The organism is Dyadobacter sp. AC419 (assembly GCF_979253085.1).
Map to the genome: position 1 here is coordinate 231,146 of NZ_CEEDCD010000019.1, position 22,918 is coordinate 254,063.

At 48.2% G+C, this 22,918-nt stretch carries 14 protein-coding genes; 6 read left to right on the forward strand and 8 right to left on the reverse strand.

The features are described 5' to 3' along the window. Nucleotides 1-135 precede the first annotated feature (135 nt). From AC0IYG_RS14600 to AC0IYG_RS14615, 4 genes are read left to right on the forward strand one after another with little or no spacing between them, the layout of a single operon-like run. Nucleotides 136-3,213: a SusC/RagA family TonB-linked outer membrane protein gene (locus AC0IYG_RS14600; RefSeq protein WP_471711797.1), complete on the forward strand. Its 3,078-nt coding sequence runs from the start codon at nucleotides 136-138 to the stop codon at nucleotides 3,211-3,213. Next, entirely contained in the window at nucleotides 3,213-4,730 is a 1,518-nt protein-coding gene (locus AC0IYG_RS14605; protein WP_471711798.1) for a RagB/SusD family nutrient uptake outer membrane protein, read from the forward strand. Before AC0IYG_RS14600 ends, AC0IYG_RS14605 begins: the two co-directional genes overlap by 1 nt. A gap of 42 nt (nucleotides 4,731-4,772) precedes the next feature. Beyond that, nucleotides 4,773-7,121: a glycoside hydrolase family 95 protein gene (locus AC0IYG_RS14610; protein ID WP_471711799.1), complete on the forward strand. Its 2,349-nt coding sequence runs from the start codon at nucleotides 4,773-4,775 to the stop codon at nucleotides 7,119-7,121. Then, nucleotides 7,073-10,129 (forward strand): T9SS type A sorting domain-containing protein, encoded by a 3,057-nt coding sequence (locus tag AC0IYG_RS14615; RefSeq protein ID WP_471711801.1) that lies wholly within the window; start codon nucleotides 7,073-7,075, stop codon nucleotides 10,127-10,129. Before AC0IYG_RS14610 ends, AC0IYG_RS14615 begins: the two co-directional genes overlap by 49 nt. Nucleotides 10,130-10,191: 62 nt before the next feature. On the opposite strand, the gene AC0IYG_RS14620 is transcribed toward AC0IYG_RS14615, so the two are convergent. The 7 genes from AC0IYG_RS14620 to AC0IYG_RS14650 all read right to left on the reverse strand — a co-directional run bounded on the left by AC0IYG_RS14620 (nucleotide 10,192) and on the right by AC0IYG_RS14650 (nucleotide 20,250). After that, nucleotides 10,192-10,857, reverse strand: a complete 666-nt coding sequence (locus tag AC0IYG_RS14620; protein ID WP_471711802.1) for a VTT domain-containing protein — start codon at nucleotides 10,855-10,857, stop codon at nucleotides 10,192-10,194. 106 nt (nucleotides 10,858-10,963) lie between these two features. Further along, on the reverse strand, nucleotides 10,964-11,365 hold the full coding sequence (locus AC0IYG_RS14625; protein WP_471711803.1) for a GreA/GreB family elongation factor: 402 nt from the start codon (nucleotides 11,363-11,365) through the stop codon (nucleotides 10,964-10,966). A gap of 92 nt (nucleotides 11,366-11,457) precedes the next feature. Next, entirely contained in the window at nucleotides 11,458-12,423 is a 966-nt protein-coding gene (locus AC0IYG_RS14630) for a hypothetical protein (RefSeq protein WP_471711804.1), read from the reverse strand. Between the two features lie 201 nt (nucleotides 12,424-12,624). Next, nucleotides 12,625-14,847, reverse strand: coding sequence for an alkaline phosphatase family protein (locus tag AC0IYG_RS14635; protein ID WP_471711805.1), 2,223 nt, complete (start codon nucleotides 14,845-14,847; stop codon nucleotides 12,625-12,627). Between the two features lie 161 nt (nucleotides 14,848-15,008). Continuing rightward, a complete protein-coding gene (locus AC0IYG_RS14640) occupies nucleotides 15,009-16,487 on the reverse strand; it encodes a SusD/RagB family nutrient-binding outer membrane lipoprotein (RefSeq protein WP_471711806.1) in 1,479 nt (492 codons plus the stop codon). A gap of 12 nt (nucleotides 16,488-16,499) precedes the next feature. Continuing rightward, nucleotides 16,500-19,655 (reverse strand): SusC/RagA family TonB-linked outer membrane protein, encoded by a 3,156-nt coding sequence (locus tag AC0IYG_RS14645; protein ID WP_471711807.1) that lies wholly within the window; start codon nucleotides 19,653-19,655, stop codon nucleotides 16,500-16,502. A 148-nt stretch (nucleotides 19,656-19,803) separates the two neighbouring features. Beyond that, nucleotides 19,804-20,250, reverse strand: a complete 447-nt coding sequence (locus AC0IYG_RS14650) for an SRPBCC family protein (protein WP_471711808.1) — start codon at nucleotides 20,248-20,250, stop codon at nucleotides 19,804-19,806. A gap of 150 nt (nucleotides 20,251-20,400) precedes the next feature. Here AC0IYG_RS14650 and AC0IYG_RS14655 point away from each other — a divergent pair, with 150 nt between their 5' ends. Next, the gene (locus AC0IYG_RS14655; RefSeq protein WP_471711809.1) at nucleotides 20,401-20,862 is read left to right on the forward strand and encodes a DJ-1/PfpI family protein; all 462 of its coding nucleotides are present in this window, start codon (nucleotides 20,401-20,403) and stop codon (nucleotides 20,860-20,862) included. Next, nucleotides 20,814-21,380 carry a GlxA family transcriptional regulator gene (locus tag AC0IYG_RS14660; protein WP_471711810.1) on the forward strand — a complete coding sequence of 189 codons (567 nt, stop codon included), beginning with the start codon at nucleotides 20,814-20,816 and terminating at the stop codon, nucleotides 21,378-21,380. The genes AC0IYG_RS14655 and AC0IYG_RS14660 overlap by 49 nt, the downstream gene beginning before the upstream one ends. Nucleotides 21,381-21,414: 34 nt before the next feature. Here AC0IYG_RS14660 and AC0IYG_RS14665 read toward each other — a convergent pair whose 3' ends face one another. Then, nucleotides 21,415-22,896, reverse strand: a complete 1,482-nt coding sequence (locus AC0IYG_RS14665) for a RagB/SusD family nutrient uptake outer membrane protein (RefSeq protein WP_471711811.1) — start codon at nucleotides 22,894-22,896, stop codon at nucleotides 21,415-21,417. Between the last annotated feature and the right edge of the window lie 22 nt (nucleotides 22,897-22,918).

Sequence of the window (22,918 nt, forward strand, 5' to 3'; positions counted from 1 at the left end):
CTGATTGGCTGCAATCACAAAACCCTGCATTTTTAATAATCGTATTATCCATGTTTATATCAGGTTAGTCCATTTCAATGTGATTTTCCGCTTTCTAATTTTACCCCATCAAATAGTATAAATTAATGAAAGAATATGGAAAAATCTACCTTAACCAAATGGCAGCTTCCCAGGCTGCTGCTGACTTTTTTGCTGTGCGTCGTCAGTTTGATTTCCGCGTCCGCACAGGCGGTTGACATTACCGGGACCGTTACAGCCGGAGATAATGGCGGTTTGCCGGGCGTCTCGATTACGGTGAAAGGCACCAATTCAGGCACCGTAACCGATCTGAATGGTAAGTATACCGTGAATGTCGCGGACGGAAATGCGATTTTGGTGTTTTCCTACATTGGCTATGAGGCCGTGGAGCAAACCGTAGGCGGGCGCAGTGTGATTGACGTCGTAATGAAGGAAGATTTGAAACAACTGAGTGAAGTGGTCGTAGTCGGTTACGGAACGCAGAAAAAAGTGAATCTGACCGGCGCAGTCGCAACGGTGAGCGGCGACGAAATGATCAGAAGACCGGTTACTAACCCGACCGCGATGTTGCAGGGAACCATGCCCGGCGTGCAGGTGACGCAGGGGCGGGGAGAGCCTGGTAATGAGGGCGTTTCGGTGCGCATACGAGGCTCGGGCACGTTCAGCGCCGCAGGTTCCGATCCGCTTGTGCTGATCGATGGCGTGCAAGGCAATATGTCTGATTTGAACCCCAATAACATTGAAAGTGTGTCTGTTTTGAAAGATGCTGCTTCGGCTTCCATTTATGGAGCACGTGCAGCGAACGGGGTCATTTTGGTCACGACAAAAAAAGGAAGTGAAGGGAAATTAAGCGTGCAATACAGCGGAAATTATGCCATTAACAAGCCAACGAAGCTCTTCGACCTGATCACCAATTCAGCCGAATACATGGAGCTTTATAATGAGGCGCGTGTGAATTCGGGCCTGACGTCGGGCTTGTATTCGCAGCAGCAAATTGATGAATACCGCAATGCAACCGACCGCAATCTTTACCCGAATACGGACTGGCTGGGCCTTATTTTCCAAACCGCGCCCACGCACCAGCACAACCTCACATTCGACGGCGGCCGTGGCGGAACGCATTTCAACGCCTCGATCGGTTATGTGAATCAGAAGGGTGTGATGAAGGGTTTTGATTATGAAAAATACAATGCCCGGCTCAACATTGCGTCGCAGATCAACAAGAAGATCAAGTTTGGAGCGAACATTGCATTGAAATCGGGCAAGACCGAATCGCCTGTTTTTGGCTCGGAAGATATGTTTTTGTCCGCCATGTCGCAAGCGCCAACTTACGGTCCCAGACTGGCTGACGGCAGCGGCCGCTTTACTTACAAGGCGTATGATTTGGAATACAACAACAAAAACCCGATCGCGCTGCTGGACGGGCACATTAACCGTGACAAACTGGATTACTCGGCCAACACGCAGGGCTGGTTTGAAGTGAATCTTTTGAAAGGCTTGACCTGGTATGCGAAAGGCGCGGTGAATGCTGATTTTTACAAAACAAAATCCTTCAAACCGCCTTTGCAGCTTTACAACTTCCGCACCAATGAGTTCATGGCAACATTGGATCTCGGCGGCGGTCTGGAAGTGAAAGATGAGCAGAATATTTACACCAATTTGTTCTCCTACCTTGATTATGAGCACACTTTTGGTCAAAACCATGCATTCAAAGCGCAGGTCGGTTACAGCACCGAGAAAAATACTTTCCAGGATCTAGAAGCGATCAGGAGGAACTTCCCGACGGATGTTTTACGCGAAATAAATGCGGGCAGTCCGTCTATTCAATATGCCAATGGTTCGCAAAATCAATGGGCGATCAACTCGTTTTTCGGACGGTTGAACTACAATTTCAAAGAGCGTTATTTGCTGGAAGCCAACATGCGTTACGACGGAACTTCGCGTCTGGCTTCGGGTTCGCGCTGGGGTGTTTTCCCTTCATTCTCTGCGGGATGGCGTTTAACTGAGGAGGATTTTATCAAAAACCTGAACCTGAACTGGCTCAACAGCGCCAAATTCCGCGGTTCCTGGGGCCAGCTTGGCAACCAGAACATTGGAAACTATCCGTATCAATCGATCCTGAGTTTTACGGGCAATTATTCGTTTGACGATTCCAATTTGTCGTCCGGCGTCGCGCAAACGAACCTTTCCAATGCGAATATCAAATGGGAAACCACAACCATTGCCGATTTCGGACTGGACCTGACCATTTTCCGCGGCCTGAACCTTACGGCAGACTGGTATCGCAAAACCACAACCGACATTCTCAGAAGCTCGCAAGTGACTGGGGTTGTAGGGCTTGGCGCACCGACGATCAACAATGGCACATTGCAAAACACCGGTGTGGAGCTTGGACTGTCGTATAATCATCAGGTTAACAGCGGTGTTTTTTCTGGATTGAGCTATAATGTCGGCGTGAATTTGGAACATTATAAAAACAAGCTGGTGAAATTCGGTCAGCGCGAAATTGATGGTTACCGCATCCGCGAGGAAGGCAGGGAATACAATACGTATTATATGCTGGAAATGGAAGGCATTTTCCAAACTGCCGACGAGATCGCTGCTGCACCGAAACAATATAATGATGCGACTGTGCCGGGCGACATTCGCTTCCGCGATGCCAACGGCGATGGCAAGGTTAATGACGAAGACCGCGTGGTGATGACGGGCAATTATCCGGGTTTGAACTATTCATTCAACGCATCGACCAGTTGGAAAGGATTTGACATTGCGGCTCTCTTTCAGGGCGTTAACAATGTTAAGTTTTTTGTAAATGATTGGGGAACGGTTCCGTTTGTACAAGGTTCGCCGCCAACAACGGATTGGAGAAATCGTTGGACACCTGAAAATCCGTCAACGACCATGCCGCGCATTTACTGGGGCTGGGGCGCTCCCGACCGCATCCGCAGGGCATCGTCCTACTTCCTGCAAGATGCTTCTTACCTGCGTTTGAAGAACCTCACATTTGGTTACACATTGCCGCAAACGGTCGTGAAAAAGATCGGCATTGATAATCTGCGCGTGTTTTTCTCGGGTGATAACCTGCTCACAGCCACCAAATATCCAGGTTTGGACCCAGAGCGCGGCGGAAGCGGCAGCTTTGTGCAATATCCTCAAAATAAGATTTTCTCATTCGGACTAAATATCAAATTATAATGAAAAGTCAGAAACTAAAACTGTTCGTGCTGCTGACTTTGGCGTTCAGCGCGTGCAACGATTCCCTCGATCTGAACCCGCTGGACCAGATTTCATCTTCGACATTCTGGAAAACCAAAAGCGATTTTGACAAAGCTTTAACCGCCAATTACGCCTCCATGCAGGCCGATCCCTGGGCGGTGGAGCTGCCGGTCTGGAACTGTCTGACCGACGATGGTTTCGCACAGCACAACTCAGGCGCAGCCAAAGAAATCACTTCCGGCAGCATTAGTCCGTCCACAGGCGGTTACGTTTCAGGTGTTTACAGCGAAAGTTACAAAGCCATTGCGCGGGTGAATATTTTCCTGGCGCAGCTGAATGCTTATACAAATTCGGATATTACAGAGGCAAACAGGAAGCTGTACGAAGCCGAAGTGCGGTTTTTGCGTGCTTATTATTATTTCCAGCTTTACCATTTGTATGGCGATGTGCCGCTGGTTTTGGAGCCGCTGACATTGGAAACGCAGAATCAGCCCAAAGTGCCAGCTGCCGAAATCCTTGCGCAGATCAATGCAGACCTGGATTTCGCGATTGCTAACCTGAATGCGAATGCATATCCGCAGAATGGCGGCCATGCTGCCGTGACTTCCGCGCAAGCATTAAAAGCGCGCGTGCTCGTTTTCGCTGCTTATGGAGAAACCGGAACGCCGGATGTGGCCATGTTAACGCAAGTAAAAGCCCTGACCAGCGCCGTAATGCCGAAATACAGTTTGAGCCCGAACTTCGAAGACGTTTTCCGCGACGCCGGCCAGAAAAACAATCCCGAGATCATTTACTCAACCAACTTTCTAGCGCCCAACAACACCCGGCCGTGGGATATGTATTACGGCGACTGGCTGGTTGCGAGTCCGTTACAGAATTTTGTGGATGCATTTGAATGTGTGGACGGATTGCCTTACGGCGTGTCGCCGCTAACGGATAAGAAAGAGCCATTCAAAAACCGCGACTCACGCCTGGCTAAAACCGTGTTTGTCGATCACCCAGATTTTGGTGGCGGCAGGGTGCACATTCCGTCCAACAGCCGGCCGTCGGGTTATGGTGTGATGAAATTCCTTGCACCTGAGAACATTCCATTTGGTTTCTCGACATTAAGTCAGCAAAATGCAGTAGTGCTGCGTCTGGCGGAGGTTTTATTGATGTATGCAGAAGCGCAGAACGAAATCGCCGGTCCGGATGCAACGGTTTACAAAGCAGTAAACGACATTCGCCTCCGCTCCAAAATGCCAGCATTGCCTGCCGGACTGACCAAAGCACAAATGCGTGAAAGAATCCGCCACGAGCGCCGCATTGAACTTGGTTTTGAAGGATTGCGCTATTATGATTTGAAAAGATGGCACATTGCCGAGCAGGTTTTGAACAATGTTAAAGACAGCTTCGTGCCTTATAAATTTGAAGAAAAGTTCTACAAATGGCCTATCCCGCAGCCTGAGATTGATAAAAGCGGCGGCGCTTTGAAGCAGAATGAGGACTATTTGTAAGCCATAATTTTTTGTAAAATATTCGGATCAATTGCCATTATAATGACTCAAAAATATTCAATCAGCGCATTATTTATTATTTCGATATCAGTTAATTGTCTGGCTCAGGTTAAACCGCAGCGACTTTGGTTTAACAAGCCTGCTGCGCAATGGGAAGAGACCATTCCGGTTGGTAACGGGCGGCTGGGGATGATGAGTGATGGCGGGGTGATGCGCGAGAATGTGGTGCTGAATGACATTACGCTGTGGTCTGGCGGGGTGCAGGATGCAAATAATTACGATGCCCATAAAAGCCTGCCTGAGATCCGCAGGCTGCTTTTGGAAGGCAAAAATGATGAGGCTCAAAAGCTTGTAAACCAAAATTTTGTGGCCAAAGGGGCGGGTTCCGGGCATGGCGATGGGGCGAATGTGCCTTTTGGCTGTTACCAGATTTTGGGCAATCTCCGGATGCAGTTTGCTTACAAAGGTGTTGATTCTTCAAATGTTCAATACAAGGATTACAAACGCGAATTATCGCTTAATGATGCGGTGGCAAACGTTGTTTACAATGTCAATAGCGTGAATTACAGACGCGAATATTTCACCAGCTTTGGTGACGACATTGGCATCATCAGGATCTCTGCCGACAAGCCCGGACAACTTAATCTGCGCCTGAGCCTGGATCGTCCCGAACGGTTTCAAACCATTGTAAAGAATAACGCCCTCGAAATGTCGGGGCAGCTGAATAATGGAACAGACGGCAAGGGAATGAAATATTTGACCAAAATAAAGCCGCAAGTTAAAGGCGGAAAATTGGCCGTTTCTGGCAAGCAAATTGTTATAACGAGCGCGGACGAGATCATTCTTTACATATCAGCCGGAACCGACTTCAAAACTAAAAACTTCAAATCGGAAACGCAGAAGCTAATTGATGTCGCTGCAAAAAAATCTTACACTGTTCAGAAACGAAATCACATTGCCAATTATCAGAAATTCTTCAATCGCACGACATTACATTTAGGCGGTTCAAGAGGTGATGATTTACCGACTGATCAGCGGCTTTCTGCGTTCCAAAAAAATCCCGGTTCTGACAATGAATTGCCCGTTTTGTTTTTCCAATATGGCCGTTACCTGAGCATTAGCAGCACACGGGTTGGACTATTGCCGCCGAATCTGCAGGGACTTTGGGCGAATCAGATTCAGACGCCCTGGAATGGCGATTATCATTTGGACGTGAACATTCAGATGAACCAGTGGCCGGTGGAAGTGGTGAATCTTTCGGAGTTCAACTTGCCGCTTGCTGATCTGGTAAAAGGATTGGTAAAACCGGGTGAAAAAACGGCGAAAGCATATTACAATGCCGATGGCTGGGTGGCACACGTGATCACCAATGTATGGGGTTTTACGGAGCCGGGCGAAGAAGCTTCCTGGGGCGCGAGTAATGCGGGTTCGGGCTGGATCTGCAACAATCTTTGGGAACATTATGCATTCACATTGGACAAAGATTATCTCAAAGACATTTACCCGATCCTGAAAGGCGCGGCAGAATTTTATAACAGTGCATTGGTGAAACATCCGAGAACGGGGTGGCTCGTGACTGCTCCGTCCATTTCTCCGGAAAACTCATTTTACCTTCCCAATGGCAAAACAGCCGCCATTTGCATGGGCCCGACCATTGATAACCAGATGACCCGCGAGCTTTTCACCAATGTCATCACGGCTTGCGAAGTGCTGGGCGTGGATGCGGCGTTGAAATCAACATTGCAAAACAAATTGAAACAATTGCCACCTCCCGGCGTGGTTGGAAGTGACGGCAGGCTCATGGAATGGCTGGAAGAATACAAGGAAGTGGAGCCGAAACACCGTCACATTGCGCATTTGTACGGGCTTTTCCCGGCGCCGCTCATTACACCCGAAAAGACGCCCGAGCTCGCTGCGGCGTCTGCCAAAACGTTGGAAGCACGCGGCGATGACAGTCCGGGCTGGTCGAAGGCTTATAAATTGCTTTTTTGGGCGAGATTACACGATGGTAACCGCGCTAATAAGTTGCTGAAAGAACTCCTCGTGCCCACGCTGGACACCAACATGAACTACGGCGCAGGCGGCGGGGTGTATCCCAACATGCTCGTGGCCGGCCCGCCGTTCCAGATCGATGGAAATTACGGCGGCACGGCTGGAATCGCCGAAATGCTGATCCAAAGTCACGACGGTTATATCGACATTTTGCCTGCGATGCCGGACGCCTGGAAAGCTTCTGGTGAAGTGAAAGGCTTGAAAGCACGTGGGAATTTTACCGTAAATTTTAAATGGGAAAACGGTAAAGTGACGGATTATCAGGTTTTATCAAAAACACCTCAGAAGGTGTGGGTGAAAGTGAATGGGGAGAAAAAAGAAATTACATCAACACATTAAAAGCGCTCGTTATGCTGGCTATTTCTAAACCAAAAAAATATTTAAGGTTCTTCACAATGAGCATATTACTGCTTGTTATTGCTTCTTTCTCATCATTTGCACAAAACTTTGAAGCAGAATCCGGGACGCTGGCGGATGGTGCTGATATTCAGAATTGTGACGCTTGTTCGGCACAGAAATTGGTGGGTAACCTGGGCGGCGGCTCGGTAACCGTTCCGGTGAATGTGGCGACGGCGGGCAATTACAGACTCACGCTTTCGTATGCAACGGGCGACCAGCGCACGATCAATGTGACGCCGAATGGAGGAGATTTCGTTGCCGTAACGTGTCCTGCTTCCGGCGGCTGGTCGGCGGTTGCGAGCATTGGTGTGAATGTTCCGCTGAATGCGGGCAGCAACAGCATTAAGCTCGATAATGCGTTTGGTTATGGTCCGAATGTGGACAAAATTGTGCTTACGCCACTTCAAGCAGCCAACATGCAAACCATCGCTTTTGGTACAAACAGCCGCATTGATTACGACCTGAATAACGGGACATATGATGTGTATTTTGACAATGTGAAAACCATTGGAGAAGCATTCGCAACGGCTAATTCGGATGCAATGGTCAACAGCACAGCGGGTTACATAAGCAGGACTTATGCTTCTGCCCCAATTACTGATGGTTTCGGTTCCGGAACGCGGCACGTGATCACATTAACCGGTGGCGGACAGCTCGAAATGCAGCAGGTTTTTTACACTTACACAGGGAAAAATCACTTTTATACAGAGCTCATTCTCAACGGATCCGGCGCTAATTCTTACAAAATGACGCCGCTCACTTCCAATGCGGTAGACATTCATTCCAATGGTGATCGCCGCGGACTTTTTGTGCCTTTTGATAATGACAAATGGGTGCGTTATGAAGCAAAAGAAATCGGTTACGCCAATTTTACATCTTCGGAGGCGGGCGCAATTTATGACAATGCGAGCCGTAAGGGGTTGATTATCGGCTCCGTAGAACATGAAGTCTGGAAAACGGGCGTGAATCTGGCTGGCGAAGGCCGGACCGCAACTTCGTTTATTTCCGTGATTGCAGGCTGGACGAGTGAGAATGTGACGCGCGACAAAAGGGGCCACGGATGGGTAGGCGTGGGGCAGCAAAGTTGCAAATCGCCCCGCATTATGGTGGGTTATTACAACGACTGGCGCGACGGTTTTGAACAATACGGAAAGGCCAATGCATTGGCTGAGCCGCGTTACATTTTTGACTGGACTGCCGCCACACCATTCGGCTGGAACAGCTGGGGCGCCATTCAATCGAACCTGAATTTACCCAAAGCGAAAGCCGTTGTCGATTATTTCTCAACGCAGGTTCCGGCTTTCCGGAATGGCGATAATACATTGTTCGTTGACTTGGATTCCTATTGGGATAATCTGGCTCCGGGCGGCATGACGGGTGATTTTAGTCAGTTGACCGAGTTTGCGAATTATTGCAAATCGAAAGGTTTGAAGCCGGGCATTTACTGGGCGCCTTTTGTGGATTGGGGCAAATCGGCACGGCAAATGGAGGGCAGTTCTTATCAATATGCGGATGCCTGGACCAAAGTGAATGGCGCGCCACTGGACCTGGATGGTGCTTATGCGCTCGATCCAACGCATCCGGGAACGAAAGCCCGCATTGCTTATCTGATCGCAAAATTCAAAGCAAGCGGATTTGAAATGATTAAAATTGACTTCCTCGCCCACGCTTCGCTCGAAGCGGACAGCTTTTACGAATCCGGCATTCACACCGGAATGGAAGCATATAAAATCGGCATGGAATATCTGACCGACCAGCTGGATGGCTCCATGCTCGTGTATGCGGCCATTTCACCCAATCTTGCGACCGGCCGTTATGCGCATATGCGGCGCATTGCGTGCGATGCTTATAAAGACATTAGCGAGACGGCTTACACGCTCAACAGCACCAATTACGGTTGGTGGCAAAATCAGATTTACCAATATATTGATGCCGATCACATTGTGTTTGGAACCGAAAATGCAGGTGAAAATCGCGCACGGCTGGCTTCTTCCATCGTAACCGGAACCATCATCACAGGCGACGATTATGCAGCCGACGGTGCCTGGAAAGCCATTTCTCAAACATTGCTTCAAAATACTGATCTGCTTAATCTGGCCAAAGACGGCAAAGCATTTCGTCCTGTTGAGGGAAATACGGGCTGGGATCCGAATGCGATTTTTGTCAAAACCATTGGTGTTAATAATTACATTGCTGTTTTCAATTACGGAACGGAGGCAAAGGCTTTTTCCATCGATCTGGCCAGAGCTGGTTTGAGCGGATCGGTTGAATATGCAACCAAAGAACTGTTCAGTGGAAATGACGCGTCCGCGAAGAAAGCGGCGGTTTTGGTGCAGGGAACATTGTCGGTCAATGTGCCTCCGCAGGACGCAATGATCATTCAATTGAGAGATTCCGCATTGCCTGTAACGCTTGTTAGTTTCAATGCTGAAAAATCAGGAACGGGAACACTGCTAACTTGGCAAACGGCTACTGAAACCAGCAATAAGGAATTTGTGATTGAGCGGAGTGTCGAGGCCCGCAATTTCAAAGCGATTGGTAAAGTGCCCAGCAACGGCGATTCCAAATCGGCGCAGCGTTATGCATTCACGGATGAGGCTCCTAATGCGGATTCCACGAATTACTATCGATTAAAACAAGTTGATTTTGACGGAAAATTCGAACATTCGCGCATTGTTGCGTTGAACTTCGCCAACGAAGATTCGGTCACGTTATTCCCAAATCCAGGCAACACGCAGCTCAATGTGCAAGTGCCAAAAAGCTTTTCGGGCGAACTGCAAGTGACGGTGATGAGCACAGACGGCAAACCGGTTTTGACCAAAAAATTTAATAAATACGCTGAAAAAGGACTGACAATCAGCGTTGGACAGCTGGATAAGGGAATGTATTTGATCTCCGTCAAAGACAGCAAGGGAAACAGCCAGCGGACCAAGTTTGTGAAGAATTGATAAGTTGAATCTTGCTCGGAATTGCACCGGTGACCAAGCGGCCACCGGTCATAAATGCAGTTTTACTTCACAACCGCTGGTGTAACGAACCGGCTTTTAACCAGCTGCCACACGATTGGCAATGTGGATAATACAACAATTCCGAGCACCACTTTTTCGAAGTTGTCTTTCACGATCGGGATGTTGCCCAGAAAGTAGCCCGCGAAGGAAAGGCTTACGACCCAAAGAATTGCACCGACAATGTTGTATTTGAAAAAAACGCGGTAATTCATTGCGGCAACACCGCCCACAAACGGCGCCAGAGTGCGGACAATGGGGACGAACCTGGCAATGACGATGGTTGATGCGCCATATTTTTCATAATAACCGTTGGTTAGCGCAATGTGCTCGGGTTTGAGCACACGGTTTCCGTTGAAGCGCACTTGCTGGATTTTATTACCAAAATGCCTTCCTATGAGATAATTACAGCTGTCGCCGAGGATGGCTGCAATCAACAGCAATGCAACAATGAGCCAGATATTGAGCGAATCGGGATACTTGGCTGCCATCATTCCAGCGGCAAACAACAAAGAATCGCCAGGTAGAAATGGCATGAAAACCACACCGGTTTCAATAAAAATGATCAAAAAAAGGACAATGTAAGTTAGTGCCCCGTATTGCTCAATAATTTCTCCCAAATGCTTATCGAGGTGAAAGAAAACATCCAGGATCTGGTTAAAAAACTCCATTATAAACTAGTTAAGGTTTGCCAGCAAAAGGCAAATCGTGATATAAACAAGCATGATGATGAATGCGTAAAACATCGCCGTATGCATCTGCTTTCTCTCGCTACTTTCATACTTTTCCATGATTTTCGGATTTAAGTGAAACTTCCATCACTTCAAACTTTTTCATTCCGGCAGGCATTTTCCACTCCACCGTTTCACCTTTGCAAAGGCCTATCAAAGCGGCGCCCATCGGTGTGAGCACGGATATTTTCTTTTGCTTAATGTCGGCGAAAGCGGGCATGACGATGCAAAACTCCATTTCCGTGTTGCTGGCAAGTTCTTTTACACGCACATGCGAATTCAGGCGAACGCTATCCGGCGGCAGCTGATCATTTTCCACGACCACGGCCCGGTTCAATTCGTAGGACAATGTCATTTCGTTCGGATTGGCTGGAAGGGTTTCGGCAAACTGCTTCAACAAGCGAAAGTCATCTTCGCTAAGCACGACTGTGTTTCTCTGATTGTTCATATGGATATATAGATTTATGCCTTAGCTGCCGGCCCGTTTGCTAACTGTCACGCAACTAAGACAGGGCTGAAATGCCCGTTATAGCATTATTATTAAATTAAGGAACTGGCTGCAAGCTGGTGAAAAACCTTCTCGTCGAGCTTGTAACGGTCATTGAGGGTCAGGCTGCTGCGGGCGTTGAAGAGGGCGTGGTTCACCGCGTTGTACATCAGCCAGTAAGATGAGTCGAGGCCGAAAACCCGCTGTTCGAGCTTAAACCGCTCATTGGCTTGCTTGGCCAGTTGGACCGGAATCGGAAGCGCTTTCAGTATTTTCTCATCCGCTTTGCCCAGTGGTTTTTGCTGAAGATGTTCATAAACCTTCGTCGTCAGCGTCGGACTTTGAAAATTCTGACTTACAAGCAATTCGGTCAGCTGTTCCTGAAAAAGGGCAGGGGTTGGTCTGCTGTTATGTGGTTTACGGTTGCCCGGAGCTTTTTTAAGGTCACCGCTGCCGCCGCTTACCGGACTTTTTTCTTTGCCAGAAGTGCGGTCTTTGAGCCAGGATTGATAGGTGCTCAGTTCATGAAATGAGTCAGCCCAGCCCATCAGCCCATTTTCACACACTTCGCGATACATGCTGGTTCCGGGTGTGACTGCGTTATCAAGCATGGCCGCTAATGTCTTTCCCTGCACGCTAAATGGCGTTTTTCCATTATAACTATTGGTCAAAATCAGGCTCCGCAGCAATGGATCGCTCCCTATGGACAGCTTTTCGGGAAGAATGATATTAATGCTGAACTCTCCGGTGGTCGTGTATTTTATCCTGAGCTTGTAATCAGTAAAAAGCTTGTCGACAACCTCTTTGATCAAAATATTCGGAATCACGGCATAATCGCCACTCTGAATGCCAAAAACGGTTTTTGTGCCACGAAATGGCTGACCGACAATTAGTTGCTGCTTGTCAGTGGACATTATCTCGTAGTCAGGCAAAAGGTCAGCCAGCCACACCGAATTAACCGGATAGCAAATGTCGTCCCAAGAATCACTGAATTGCGGCTGAGCACTAAGATATGTCATAATCCAAGCAGTTTTATTTTTACAGTTGTAAATTTACCATAAATAAAGTTGTAAACAAATTGAATGTCGAAGTTTTGAGTTTTGAAGGATTAATTAGCTGAGCAAAAAAGGAAACACTGCTAACTGCAACGTAATTGCTCATTAGCAGTGTTTCTAGAAAATTCGAATCAGCACTTATATTGATTTGTTAATGGAAGTTGGTCACTTATTTGCGCTTTCTCTTTCTGTTTTGGTAAAATCAAAATACTTGTAATCACCAAGGACAGACATTTCCAGCTTCAACTTATAGGTGCCCCAGTCATATTTAGCTTCTGTCGAGATCACCTGCTTTTTTGCATTTGCTCTTGCTTTTTTTCCTTTTTCCAAAAATTCTGACAATGCACGGCCGTCCATTTCCGAGGGCGCTTTCAGGTCGTATAGCGCCAGGACGGTGGGCGCAATGTCCACATTTGAAGTCGGGAGCTCACTGGTGACTGCATTTTTGAAATCGGGGCCGTCCGCGAAGAGCGCAATGTTGATCTCGTACGGACTTGAACCGCCGTGACCGGCCACGCCACCGGAAAAGTCTGTTCCGGCAAAACCTTTGTCGTTTTTAGCATCATTCCAGTTTGGAGCGACGAGAATGTCGCCGGAGCGCGTTGGGTGGTTGTAGTGGATCGCGTCGAAAGATAATGTCCCGTTTACCCAACCCGTCATATCACCTTTCTTTTTGGGTTTGGTAAAAACGGCACCGATCCAGTCCGTTTTGTGCAGGGTGGCCACGATCTTTTTAACGACATTTTCGTCGTGGTTTTTAACATAGATAGCTCCTTCTGAAATGACCACGTCGTCCGATTCCTTATCTTTTTTCAAACCTTCCGAAATAAGCAGATCGCTCAGGTTTTGTTTGCCGGTATGGGTCACAAAACCGTGGTCTGTCGAGATAATAATGTTGAAATTCTCCCTTAAACCTTTGCTTGCCAGCGAATCGAGAATGCGGCCAAACTGCGCGTCCACATATTTGATAGCCGCCACGGCCTGCTCCGAACCAATGCCGTAACGGTGTGCCGCGCCATCAGGATCCGAAAACCAGACCGCGCTCACAAGTGGCCCGTCCTTTTTCAGACCATAATGCAACAAGGCATCGGCGATCCATTTATGTTTGATAAACACATCGCCAGTTCCTTTGGGCATCGGGCCAATGTCCGACATCACCTGCGCCTTAAATGTCTCGGGAAGGATCAATTCCTGATTGATGATCGCGCCTTTGCCTACTTTATGATTTTGCAAAAAGGCCTGGCCGGTCGTTCCAGAGCTAAAAACCATCATTTCCTCGCCAGCCGCATCCAGCACTTCACCCAGCGAAACGGCCGTCAGCAACTTGCCGTTTTCAGAGTCCTGCACTTTGATAAGCTCCTCATAAGTGGTGCCGATTGCTTTATTGGGGCTTACTTTGGGAAAATAAATGGAGTTACCCAGCAGTCCGTGCGTGCCTGGATAAGAACCCGTTGCATAGGAAGAAGAATTGACACGCGTCACAGTCGGGAATACGCTGTGATGATTTTTTGCGTACGCCGCTTTTTGCTTAAATGCATACAAATTTGGCATTTGCTCCGCAGTAATGTAATCCGGGCGAAGCCCGTCGAAGAACACGATGAGCGTTTTATTTTTATCAGCTGCCGCTTTATCTTTGGTTGACTTCTGTCCTACGTTTTTTGAAGCTGGATAACTTGGACTAACCATTTGAACTCCCGCTGCTTTGGCTGCCGGAATGAAATCTGCCACATTGTTAACCAGCACAAAATCAACACCTTCTGCATACAATTTGCCGAGCTCGTCGGGTGATTTAGCATAAAAGTAATTTACTTTCACATGGTTTTGCTTCAAAGCCTGCATGGAAGCGGTCCGGTCTTCACCGGGTTCGTGGCGCAGGAGTTGAATGAAGTCGGCCTTCATATCGATCGTTGCCTGCACGTATTTGGGCGTGTCTTTTCGGTAACTGTTTTCACCATTGCAGATCTTAATGTTCGGGACAGTCTGCCGCGCTGCCTTCGCAGCTTTTTCCGAGCAGGTTAGGAATGCCTGGTGCAGCCGGCCTGATTTTGCAAGGAGCGCGGCTGCTTTGGCACCCACGGCTTCATCGCCTTTCAGGTGGCAGTTAAGCCACACATTATCAGGCATCATCGCCAGCGTTTCTTCAAATGTCGGCACTTGCGTTCCCTTGAATTGTTCCGACTTTTTGATGCCCGCATCCAGCGCCCGAATTTGTGCAAAAGTCATTTCCGAAACCTTTCCCGATCCACTCGTTGTGCGGTCCACACCGTCGTCGTGCATGATCACCATCGCGCTGTCTTTTGTCAGCTGAATGTCAAACTCGATCATTTGCGCACCTAACCTGACCGCCTCTTTAAATGCGGGCAATGTGTTCTCCGGATGCGTATCCATACAGCCACGATGTGCGCACAATCCGCGCCCAGGCATTTTTATGGCGGTTTTTTGCGCTATTGCGCTAGTTGCCGCGAAGGCAGTCCACAGTATCAGGACTGCCCTGGCGGCGATTTTTTTACTAAAAATCATATTGATAAAATAAAAATGAACCCGAAAAACTATTTATCCCACCAAACCTTAATATCGCTGTCGTCACCGCCCATGGAAGCCACGGCTCCCGCCAGCGCCTCCGGGTTAAGCGATTGCAGGTAAGTAGGATAGGGGACGCGCGAAGGGAATGTGTTTTCCGCCGGAATGCCAGCGCCGCGTGGCAGCACAGGATAGCCGGTTCTGCGTTTCTCAAACCACGATTGATAATCCACGAAAAAGTACGCATAATACTTTTGCAGCATGATCTGCTCCAATTGCTTTTCCGTAGAAGCCGCCGCATTGAATGCGATGCCGGGCTGGCTCAGGAAACCTGCGGGAATGGTGGTTCCCCACTGCGTCATGGAAGCGGTAATGCCCGCCTGGTAATGCTGCTCAGCGGTGGAGCCGGTTTTGAAGCCTTTCAATGCAAGTTCGGCTTTGATGAATTCGACTTCCGCCAAAGTCATCATCACACCCAGTTGCGGCAATGTTTTCAATGCATCCGAATAGCTGGAATTGCTTCCTACGGCATATTCCAAAGTGGTCGGATAGCCGCTTTCGATGCCCCGAAATACATTTTCAGTCCCGGATTTCACCTGCGTTGCCCATGCCGCGCGACGTGGATCGCCCAGGTCGTTCATGCGGTCCATGAAGAATTTGGTGTAATAATTTCCATCACGCCAGTCCACTTGCCGTGCATTATAGAATGGGTTGAAAAAGGGAAATGTGCCTGGATATCTGAAAATAGCTTCGTCTGCATTGGTCGTGAAAACCGGATTTGCGCTTGGGTCTGCAAGCATGGCCGTCAGCTGTTGCTTTACATTTACTTCGCCCTCGCGCTTGGAAATACGCAGCAGTAATCTCAATCTGAGCGAGTTGCAGAACTTCTTCCATTTAACGATTCCCGGATTTTTGCCACCCGATAATGCATTCGCATTGTAAAGCATATCGCCGCCGTACGTGAGCGCTTTTGTGTCGTCGAGCAGGCCATTGGCTGTTTCCAGATTTTTCAAAAGCTGTATGTAAATGTCCTTTTGTTTGTCAAAAGTTGGCTTGAAATTTCCTTCGATCGCCTTGGTTGCCTGCGAGTAAGGCACGTCGCCATACAGGTCGGTAAGAATGGAATAGGCCCAGCTTTTGTAGATCAGCGAAATGGCTTTGTAATTGTTCTCATTCAGGCGATCGGCGATGAGGTAAATGTCCTCAATGTCATTGAGATACGTATAAAAATTACTCCAAACGGCGCTGCCAGGATTCACAATGTAACGGTGCAAACCACCGCCACCCGCACTGGCCCGCGGCGCGTCCACCTGCATGAGCTCGTGCGTAAAATTGCGGCTCGCATTCACATTGCTGTTTACGATCTGATATTGCAGTTGTCCCAGCATCACGCCCGGCGTAATTTCTTTCGGGCGGTTCGGGTCTGTGTTAAGCTCCTCAAAGTTGTTGGTGCAGGACACCAGCAGCGTGAGCACGAGCAGAAAGGGGATATATGCTTTTCTAAACATGATTTCTTTGGATTAAAATTTCAGGGTAAGGTTCATTCCCATCGTCCGCGTGGAAGGGAACTGGGCAAGCTCGACGCCCGGTGTCAATGTGCCATTGTTCAGGTTTCCGCCTTCCGGATCGAAGCCTGGAAACTTGGTAAAATTGTAAAGGTCGCGTCCAAAAATGGCCAGGCTGGTCTGGCGCACGCCGATTTTGGAGAGCAATGCCTGCGGCAAATTAAACTCAACCCGTACCTCCCGTATTTTCAGGAAAGAAGCGTCGAAAATGTTTGTTTCGGCATTTGCGATCTGGTAATAGTTGTCATAATAGGAGCTGGCGGGCACTTTTACCGTGTTCGGCGTGAAGCTTCCGTCCGGCTGTTTTACCACACCCTGACCAATGATGCCATCCGCACGGCCCGGCAATGTTATTTTGGTTTTACCCAGCGTGTTGTTTTTGTGAGAAGTCTGGGAGAACATGTCACCGCCTTTTTGCCCGTCGAGTAAGAGGCTTACGCGCACATTTTTGATTGTAAATTCATTGGAAAAACTGGCTTTCCAGTCGGCAAAAGCATTGCCCCATTTCTTGGCTGTCGGGTCCAATGTCGCAGGAAGCCCTACGGACGAATAAATGATCTGACCGTCCGGCGAGCGCTGGAAACCGCGGCCATACATATCGCCCATTAATCCGCCGACGCGCGCTTCAATGCTCACATTGGTGTTATGTGCGTAAATGACTTGGTTCGTGATGCCCGAGGCGAGTTCTTTGACATAACTTCTGTTTCTGGACCAAAGCAATGTCGTATTCCAGCTGAAATTCTTTGAAGTTACCGGCTTACCCGTCAGCTTAATCTCCACGCCGCGACTGTTAATGAGTCCGGCATTGATCAATGCATTGTTGTAACCCGAAACCGGGTCCAAAGGAATCGCCAGGATCTGGTTGCGGCTGTTGTTATTGTAGTAAGCCACGTCCAGCCCGACCAGATTTTTCAGCAGGCGGACATCCAATCCGAATTCATAGCTGGCCGTGATTTCGGGTTTCAGTTCCGCGTTGAAAAGTGTGCTGGAATTGGTGAAGCTGTTACCGTAAATGCGGTCGTAGTAACGCGCTGTCTGGTAAGGTCTTGTGTCATTTCCAACCTGCGCCCATGAAGCTCTGAATTTGGCAAAAGAAATCGCTTGCGGCAATGTGAAAAGCTCATTCAGCAGAAAGCTTGAACTTACGGAAGGGTAAAAGAAGGAATTGTTACCATAAGGCAATGTGCTCGACCAGTCATTCCGACCCGTTACATCCACAAATATTTTTTCGTCCCACGAAAACTGTGTGGCTGCATAAAAGCTGTTAATCGCCTTTTTGGTTTTCAAAGGATCGGCAACGGCCTGATCTAAACTGTTGGAAATCTGATAAATGCCCGGCTGCGCAAGCTGATCGGCATACATGCCCGCGAAGTCATACGACTGGCGCATTGCATTGCCACCAACGGAAGCCGTAACATCGATGAGGTTGGCGATTTTGTCTTTGTAGTTCAACAAAAAGTCCGTGTTAGACTCGTAGGTGAATACATTCTGCTCGCGATACATGCCTCGCGGATAACGCGTCATGCTGAAAGGGCGCTGCTGCGAACGGAATTCAAAGGCCATATCGAGTCCGGTGCGGACCATCAGATCTAGTTTTGGAGAGATCTCATAGTTCGCGGACACATTCCCGATGAAACCGTGCTTGTTCATCTTGTTGAGCATTTCGTACATGCCCAGGTAAGGATTATCAGGTGTTGGGTTGAATGGGCTGCGCTGCTTCACATTCTCCAATCCCGGCTCCCAGTAAGGCTTAAACCATTCCGGTTTAATGTTCGGTGTGGTGCCCAGGATGAGGAAATACATGAGCGACTGGTTGTTATACCCCGCCATCGGCAGGTTGTCGCTTTTCTTATTGGTATAATTCGCTTTCCCGTTTATTTTAAGTCTTTTTGAAACTCTTTGATTGACCGAAAGTGCTGCATTAATCCGTTCAAAACCTGTATTTGGGATGATCCATTTGTTTTTCAAATGCGTCAATGACAAGCGTGCAGAGCCATTTTCACCGCCGCCTTCGATTGAAATGCTGTTTGAAAAAGTAGTCCCTGTTTGGAAAAACCCTGAAATGTAATCTTTGTTGGCAACCCAAGGCGTGCGAACCGTCGGGCGGCCGTCTGGTGCGTCGGGGTTATATTGGTAATACATTTGACCGTCAAACTTAGGTCCCCATGCCCGTCCTGCTGCAACGGTTGTGGCTGTGTTAGGACCATCTTCGCTGTCCAGATAGGAAAAATAAGCACTGCTTCTTCCTTCACCATATTCAAATTGATAGTCGGGATAGCGGTTGATCTGCTCAACACTGAAATTAGAATTGACCGTTACACCAAGTCCTCTGTCTTGTCTGGCGCCTGATTTGGTCGTGATAATGATGGCACCGCCAGCGGCCCGGCTTCCGTACAAAGCCGTTGCGCCCGGTCCTTTCAGCACCGTAACTTTCTCGATGTCATCAGGGTTAATGTCCGATAAGCTCGATCCGTAATCCACCGGACTATCGGCAGAAAGGTGTGAGTTGAAGCCCGTTCCGGTAATGCGGCTGCTGACCGGCACACCGTCGACTACGATCAATGCTTGGTTGTTGTCCAGGTTCAGCGACGATTCACCACGCAATGTAATGCGAGCGGAACCCATCGGTCCTGCGCCTGCGCCCTGAATGTTCAATCCGGCCACTTTTCCCGAAAGCGTGTTAACCCAGTTGTTGGATTTGGCATCTTTCACGGCGTTTTCGTTGATGGTTTGTGCCGCAAATCCAAGTGATTTTTCTTCTCTTTTGATCCCTAATGCGGTTACGACCACCTCGTTGAGCAGCTTGTTGTCTTCCTTCAAAGTAATGTTAAGCACGCTTTTGTTGCCAATCGGATGTTCCTCCGTCAGAAAACCAATGGCTGAAAAAATGAAAGTAGCGCTCGTTGAGGGTGCAGAGAGGCTGTATGCGCCATTTCCATCTGTTGTAGTTCCGGAGTTGGTGCCTTTGATGAGAATGCTGACGCCGGGAAGCGCCTCGCCTGTGGGTGCGGTTACCTTACCGCTGACGGTAATGGCCTGTGCGAATGTTTGCAGCGAAATGCAGCATCCGACCAGCAGAGCAAAAATTGCTCGCAGTAAACATTTTTTCATTGGTAATAGGGGTTAAGTGAGAAGTCGGGACGCGAAACTGCGCCCCGCCCGTTTTTGAAACCCCAAAGGTATTTCGATGATGTCCAGACGCTTGTTAAGCCTGGATTATCGATTTGTTATGAAAATGATGCTTAGCGCATGCGGCAGCCTAGTTCCAGTTATCAATTTTGATATCGTCCGGATCTGGGTTGCCTTTTCCGTTTTCGATCAGCGATTTCAGGCTCATTAAAAATAAGGCCCATTTGGTGCTGCAATGATGCATGAATTCTACCGGCTCCCGCCAGTTAGCATGCTTGAAGAGCACGATTACCGAATCATTGTCTTGTTTTAAATCGAAACTGATCGTCGTTCCCATCCATTCCTGAGGGCCGTCTGCCAGCTCCCACACGACGCGGGTTGGCTCTTCAAGCTCGGTGACTTTCATATCAAAACCGCCTGCGCCGAACCGGAATGCGATGATGTTGCCCACCTGGTCGCCTGCGCCCTTCGTGTCCGTTGTCCACCAGCCCGCCAGGCCTGCCTGGGTTGTCAATGCCTGATAAACGTCCTGTAAAGATTGTGTTCTGATCCCGACTCTGTGTAAGATATCTGACATAAGTGCTGGCGTTTTTGGTTTTGAATGATGGTTTGAACAACTAATGTTTTCTCAAAAGTATGGCCTTAACCGCATAATCCCGCAGTGTAAAATAGACATTGTCACGGGTTGATTTGGACATGCTCTATTTCATATCTTGCAATAAAAAAGATGAAACATATAACGATCCTTGTCCCTGAGGGTGAGAACAATCTGAGCAGCATCATTGGTGCTTACAAGATTTTGAAAAGGGCAAATACATATTGGCAGGAAAAGCATAAAAAGACATTATATCAAATTGAACTCGCCGGATTGTCGGAACAGGTGGACTTTCACGAAGGTCTGTTTTCAGTCAGGCCGCATAAGCACATTGCTGACATTGATCAGACTAATCTGATCATTATTCCTTCTTTAAATCATCAGTTTCAGCAGGCTGTTGAAAAAAATCAACCTGTAATTGAGTGGATTGGCAGCCAATATCGGACTGGGGCGGAAGTTGCGAGCATTTGCACGGGTGCTTTTTTACTGGCTTCTTCCGGTTTGATCAATGGAAAACGTGCTCGACACATTGGGCATTTGCAGATTTGTTCAAAACCATGTTCCCGGAGGTTAATGTCCAGAAAGACAGGCTGATCACAGATGAAAATGGCATTTACACAAACGGCGGTGCCTTTTCATTCCTTAACCTGATCATTTACCTCGTTGAAAAGTATTTTGATCGGCAGACTGCGATTTTCTGCTCCAAAGTTTTCCAGATTGATATGGACAGGGAAACGCAATCGCCTTTCATCATCTTTGCCGGTCAGAAATCGCATGAAGACGAGATCATCAGACAGGCCCAGGTTTACATGGAGGACCATGTCGAAAGCAAAATATCCATTACGGAACTGGCGTCCAGATTTGCTGTGGGGAGGAGAAATTTCGATCGGCGGTTTATCAAGGCCACGGGCAACACGCCCATTGAATATGCGCAGCGTGTGAAGATGGAAGCTGCCAAAAAAGCCTTTGAAACGAATGGCAAGAATATTAAGGAAGTGATGTACGAAACAGGCTATTCCGACATGAAGGCTTTCCGGGAAGTGTTCAGAAAAGTGACGGGAATGTCGCCGCTCGAATATCGCTTGAAATACAACAAGGATGCTTTAAACTGAAAAAAGAGGGTGCCGATGACACCCTCTCTGAAATTTACTTGTAAGCAGGATGCTGCCGTAAGTTTGGATTTACGTCCAGCTCGTCCTGTGGAACCGGGAAAGCATAATGCTTCTCAGCCGGTTTGAAATTCGTAATTCTTCTGATAATGGCGTTCTGACGTTTCAAGTCAAAAAAGGCATGACCTTCTTCGCAAAGTTCCCACGCGCGTTCCTGAATAATAGCTTCTCTTAACGATTCTTTGGTCATAGCAGCGGGTTTCAAAGGCCCAAGTCCTGCTCTTTCCCTCACTGCATTAATGCCGCTTACTGCGGTAGCACTTGGACCTTTTGCCTCATTTTCAGCTTCTGAATGCATTAGCAGCACATCTGCATAGCGCGTAATGGGCAGGTTTGTAGCATAATCGCCTGTGCCCGTTGCCTTGCTGTCATCCTGATTGATCAGCTTGTTGAAATGCGGCAATGTGATTGTTTTTGGATATTCGTAGACGGTGCCGTTGCCGCGGATGTCCGGGTAGGAGATCACAAATGTCTTGTTGCGTCTCTTATCTTTTGGATCCATGGAATTGAAAAATTTCTCTTCTGCAACCAGTGAGGACCAGCCGTCGAGCCGGAGCTGGTTTCCGCTGCGGATTCCGGTGAATGTTGGAAAATCCTTGCCCAGTCCGATGCCGCTTTCCAGTTCCAGGCTGAAAATGTACTCTTTGCCGTGCTCATTCGCAAGCGTGAAAACATCGTCATATCGCGCATGCAAACCGTAGCCATAAGCTGCATTGTTGATAATCTTATTGGCTTCATCGGCGGCCATTGCCCAATATTCGGTCTTGTTCCAAGGCTTTCCCGCTCTTGTCAGATACGCCTTTGCCAGCATGGTTTGAGCTGCGCCTGCTGTTGCTTTTCCAATATTTTTTCCGGTTTGTACGGCTGGTAAAATGGAAGTGGCATATTTGAAATCATCAATGATCAATGCCCAAACCTGCTCATCCGTGTTCTCATTGGATGGACTGAGTTCGGTCGCATTTTCTACCACAACATAGGGCACATGATCGAAAAACCGAACGAGTGTCAGGTAGGCAAGGCCACGCAAAAATCTCGTTTCTGCCAGGATCTGTTCCTTGTTTGCCGGATTGGCATAAGTCACCTGATCCGCATACTGGATCACCGTGTTAGCCCGGTTTACCATTTTATACAAGCCGCTCCATATTTGTTTAAATCCGGTCGAGCTTGGTGTCCAGTTATATTGATCGAGCTCTGTGCGCCATGCTTCGCCGGAGTTGTTGGGCCAGGATGCTTCGCCTGGATATTCTGCTGCCAGCCAAACCTGGCGTCCCCAGCAGTCAAATGCGTGCATTGCGCTGTAAACAGAAATGACCCCTGCCTGCATGTCTGCTTCTGTCTCATAGAAATTTTGCGGGGTAAGCGTATCGTAAACTTTTTCTTCCAAAAAACCTTCATGGCAGCCAAACATGCTGGTCACGAAAATGGCGGAAGAGATCCATATTTTGAAATTCGTTTTCATATCTTTTTGTGTCAACATTGAT

Coding starts and splice junctions, on each gene's coding strand:
- AC0IYG_RS14655 (WP_471711809.1), top strand. CDS start 20,401: ATGAAACATATAACGATCCTTGTCCCTGAGGGTGAGAACAATCTGAGC.
- AC0IYG_RS14640 (WP_471711806.1), bottom strand. CDS start 16,487: ATGTTTAGAAAAGCATATATCCCCTTTCTGCTCGTGCTCACGCTGCTG.
- AC0IYG_RS14605 (WP_471711798.1), top strand. CDS start 3,213: ATGAAAAGTCAGAAACTAAAACTGTTCGTGCTGCTGACTTTGGCGTTC.
- AC0IYG_RS14620 (WP_471711802.1), bottom strand. CDS start 10,857: ATGGAGTTTTTTAACCAGATCCTGGATGTTTTCTTTCACCTCGATAAG.
- AC0IYG_RS14630 (WP_471711804.1), bottom strand. CDS start 12,423: ATGACATATCTTAGTGCTCAGCCGCAATTCAGTGATTCTTGGGACGAC.
- AC0IYG_RS14635 (WP_471711805.1), bottom strand. CDS start 14,847: ATGGATACGCATCCGGAGAACACATTGCCCGCATTTAAAGAGGCGGTC.
- AC0IYG_RS14625 (WP_471711803.1), bottom strand. CDS start 11,365: ATGAACAATCAGAGAAACACAGTCGTGCTTAGCGAAGATGACTTTCGC.
- AC0IYG_RS14600 (WP_471711797.1), top strand. CDS start 136: ATGGAAAAATCTACCTTAACCAAATGGCAGCTTCCCAGGCTGCTGCTG.
- AC0IYG_RS14645 (WP_471711807.1), bottom strand. CDS start 19,655: ATGAAAAAATGTTTACTGCGAGCAATTTTTGCTCTGCTGGTCGGATGC.
- AC0IYG_RS14665 (WP_471711811.1), bottom strand. CDS start 22,896: ATGAAAACGAATTTCAAAATATGGATCTCTTCCGCCATTTTCGTGACC.
- AC0IYG_RS14650 (WP_471711808.1), bottom strand. CDS start 20,250: ATGTCAGATATCTTACACAGAGTCGGGATCAGAACACAATCTTTACAG.
- AC0IYG_RS14610 (WP_471711799.1), top strand. CDS start 4,773: ATGACTCAAAAATATTCAATCAGCGCATTATTTATTATTTCGATATCA.